Origin of the sequence: Pseudolactococcus raffinolactis NBRC 100932 (assembly GCF_001591765.1) — a bacterium.
Taxonomy (GTDB): Bacteria; Bacillota; Bacilli; order Lactobacillales; family Streptococcaceae; genus Pseudolactococcus; species Pseudolactococcus raffinolactis.
In genome coordinates, this window is record NZ_BCVN01000070.1 from 1 (window position 1) to 3,013 (window position 3,013).

The 3,013-nt window shown below is 44.1% G+C and carries 3 protein-coding genes and 3 pseudogenes; 3 read left to right on the forward strand and 3 right to left on the reverse strand.

The annotated features are described in order from the left end of the window. Together LRA01S_RS10285 and LRA01S_RS11000 are read left to right on the forward strand one after the other, a co-directional pair. Nucleotides 1–379: pseudogene (locus LRA01S_RS10285) on the forward strand (IS6-like element ISS1A family transposase); the annotation flags it as partial. A gap of 53 nt (nt 380–432) precedes the next feature. Continuing rightward, the gene (locus tag LRA01S_RS11000) at nt 433–798 is read left to right on the forward strand and encodes a hypothetical protein (RefSeq protein WP_061775524.1); all 366 of its coding nucleotides are present in this window, start codon (nt 433–435) and stop codon (nt 796–798) included. 153 nt (nt 799–951) lie between these two features. Here LRA01S_RS11000 and LRA01S_RS10295 read toward each other — a convergent pair whose 3' ends face one another. The 3 genes and pseudogenes from LRA01S_RS10295 to LRA01S_RS10300 all read right to left on the reverse strand — a co-directional run bounded on the left by LRA01S_RS10295 (nt 952) and on the right by LRA01S_RS10300 (nt 2,762). Further along, nucleotides 952–2,325, reverse strand: coding sequence for an MFS transporter (locus LRA01S_RS10295; RefSeq protein ID WP_061775523.1), 1,374 nt, complete (start codon nt 2,323–2,325; stop codon nt 952–954). A 39-nt stretch (nt 2,326–2,364) separates the two neighbouring features. Continuing rightward, nucleotides 2,365–2,571, reverse strand: a pseudogene (locus LRA01S_RS10855) (multicopper oxidase domain-containing protein); the annotation flags it as partial. Then, nucleotides 2,529–2,762 (reverse strand): hypothetical protein, encoded by a 234-nt coding sequence (locus LRA01S_RS10300; RefSeq protein ID WP_239519109.1) that lies wholly within the window; start codon nt 2,760–2,762, stop codon nt 2,529–2,531. The gene LRA01S_RS10300 and the pseudogene LRA01S_RS10855, both read right to left, overlap by 43 nt. A 66-nt stretch (nt 2,763–2,828) precedes the next feature. Between LRA01S_RS10300 and LRA01S_RS10860 the strand changes: the two are divergent. Then, nucleotides 2,829–3,013: pseudogene (locus LRA01S_RS10860) on the forward strand (IS982 family transposase); the annotation flags it as partial.

The following is a 3,013-nucleotide window of genomic DNA, read 5'->3' on the forward strand; positions in this document are numbered from 1 at the left end:
CATCTGGCTACGCAAGAAACGGGATACTCAAGCTGCTTATGCGTTCTTGAAACGACTACATAAACAGTTTGGTCAACCAAGAGTAATTGTCACGGATAAAGCGCCCTCTATTGGTTCTGCATTTAGAAAGTTACAGAGTAACGGTTTATATACTAAGACAGAGCATCGAACCGTGAAGTATCTCAATAACCTCATTGAGCAAGACCATCGACCAATCAAACGACGCAATAAATTTTATCGAAGTCTACGAACTGCCTCAACCACGATTAAGTGCATGGAAACAATTCGAGGAATATACAAAAAGAACCGAAGAAATGGAACGCTCTTCGGATTTTCGGTATCTACTGAGATTAAGGTCTTAATGGGAATATTAGCTTAAGAACAAGAAGGATTATAAACCTTGTATTTGATTTTTAAACTTTGCAACAGAACCTGAAATTGTATAAAAGCCTTACCCAAGTCCAAATCAACGAACAATTCGTTGGTCAAGCAACCGGCTACAAGCTTTCCACGACCCTTGATAAGCCGCTGAACTACGATCCAACGATTCTCTATCAGTATTTGGATACCGTCCTGAAACCGGGCGGTCGCCACGACGAAAACAACTTGCGCTACGTGACTGATCCGGGCTATATCGGCGAAAACTTTAATTACCAAAGCGTCCCGTTTACTTCGCACATGACCGAATTCGTCGAGAAGATGGCCTTCGCACGCAAACTGGTGGCCGACCTTAATCGTCATTTATCTGTCAACATCAAACCGGAAGATGAAACTATCGAGCTGGTCTTTGTTGACTAAAACAACCGTGTTGCCCTCCTTTCCTAATCGCGATGCTTCTCTCCTGATCTTTTGCGGCTAAGTACCCAGTCAAGCATACTTAGTTGCAACAAAAATGACCGTCTACTTTTTGGTAGGCGATCATTTTTGTAGATGCAAAGCACGAATTCGCAGCTATACCGCTTTCTTCGCGACTTCCTTTGGTAACGTCAACGCCAACAGCAAGCCAATCAGGCCCACGCCAGCAAACACAGCGAAGGTAACAGCAAAACCGCCAGCATGACTTCGCAGCGTGGTTTGTATGCCATCCAACAACACTGTGGCGAACATGACACCGGCAGAACCGAATAACTGACGAGCCGTCGTTGTAACCGCAGTGCCGTCTGCCACGAGCTCATTCGGCAAAGCATTCACGCCAGCCGTCACTGAAGGCATCATCACAAAGGCATTGCCGGCTTCAGTCGCCATCGCCAACATAATTGCCCCAATCAGCGGTAAATGATGGGCAAAGACTGCTAACAGACCAAAGCCGCCAGTAATCAACAACATGCCAATCATGGCCACGACACGCGGTCCAAAGCGATCCAGTAGGCGCCCGCTAATTGGATTCAAAATACTCAGCAACACCGCAGCTGGCACTAAGGACAAGCCAGAAATCAACGGTGACAAACCAAGTAGCGTTTGAAAGTAAAGCGGCATCAGGATAGTGGTGACAATCAAACCGACGTATGAAATTCCGGTCAGAAACACCGCTTTAGTAAACATACCAGTGGCAAAAACTCGCATTTGCAACATTGGTGGTTGGCGATTCAATTGCCGAACAACGAAAATACCAGCTGCCAGAACGCCTAAAATCAACAAACCAACCACGCCAACAGTTAAGCCTTTTTTCGACAAAGCACCCAAGGCATAAAGTAGAATTGGAAAACTTGCGGATAAAAGGAAGGACACCCAGTCCAGTTGCGTCGGTTGCAATGGCATGACAGACGCAATGGTCACCGTTGAAACGGCCAGCACAAGCAGCGAAACGACCAAGAAGAACAAGAATAAAGCCTGCCAAGGGAACCATGTCAGCAAAACACCGGAAATAATCGGACCGACTGCCAAGGCTGAGCCCATGACCAATCCCGCCGTGCCCATCACCCGACCACGCTCACTATGCGGCGTAATCGTCAGCAACACGGTCTGGAAACTCGGGAAAATAATCCCGACCGCAATCGCTTCAAGCAACCGGCCAATCATGAGCACGGTAAAACTCGGTGCCCAGATACATAAGCCTGTCCCAATGGCAAAAATGAGTTCAATCGCTTGGAAAAGCCGTTGGAAAGTAACATTATGCAACAGCCATGGGCTAACCGGAATCATCAAGGTCATCACCAACATAAAGCCGGTTGTCAGCCAAGCAACTGTATCCGCTCCTAAACCAAAAGCTTTCATAAAAGCAGGATAAGCGGTGCTTAAAGAAGACTGAGAAATTGACATCGAAAAGGTACCTGTCAGTAACGTGGCGACAAAAGCCCCGCGATGTTTGATCGTTGGAGAGTGCATATTAAAATCATCTTTTTCTATATTAGTATTGTGGGACGTTTACATTTTCATTCCCATTTTTTCATAAGACTGCATACCGCCCATCCAAATCTCAGATGGTTTGACGCCACGTTCTTTAGCCAAGGCCATCATTAACGTATCCATATCCATCAATTTATATTCTTGCTTTGGCTTGGCTGGATCGAATGTTTCAATCTGTGCCATCATGCCGCCATCTTCGTGCTCAATGATATGGCAGTGATACATTCATTGATTTCTGATTTATACTCTTCTAGTACTTTTTTATCCTGTAAGGCTTGACGTTGTTGTTGGTCTAAAAGATTTTGCATATTACTTAATTGTTTAAATTGTTCATCTTTAGTGTTTTGTAAATCTTTTATCTGCTCTTTTTGATACTCAATTATATCTAGTATACCCGAATTGCTAGTTGATTTCATTGAAAAATATATAAGTCGTGCTATCCTAATCTTAAAGCACTAAGCATTAGAAAGCGCACGACCTATATGACTTATAATAGCACACTTACAAAAGTTTTTGTTTATTTACTGACAAGCATTGAAGCGATTTATCAAACAAGCGTTCCACTCGAAATACAAAATCGGAAGAACGTCCATCTTGCAACATCTGACTGTTTAGTGATTACTTGTTACCTGTGGGGAGTGCTTCATTTTATGGCTACAAAAATCAT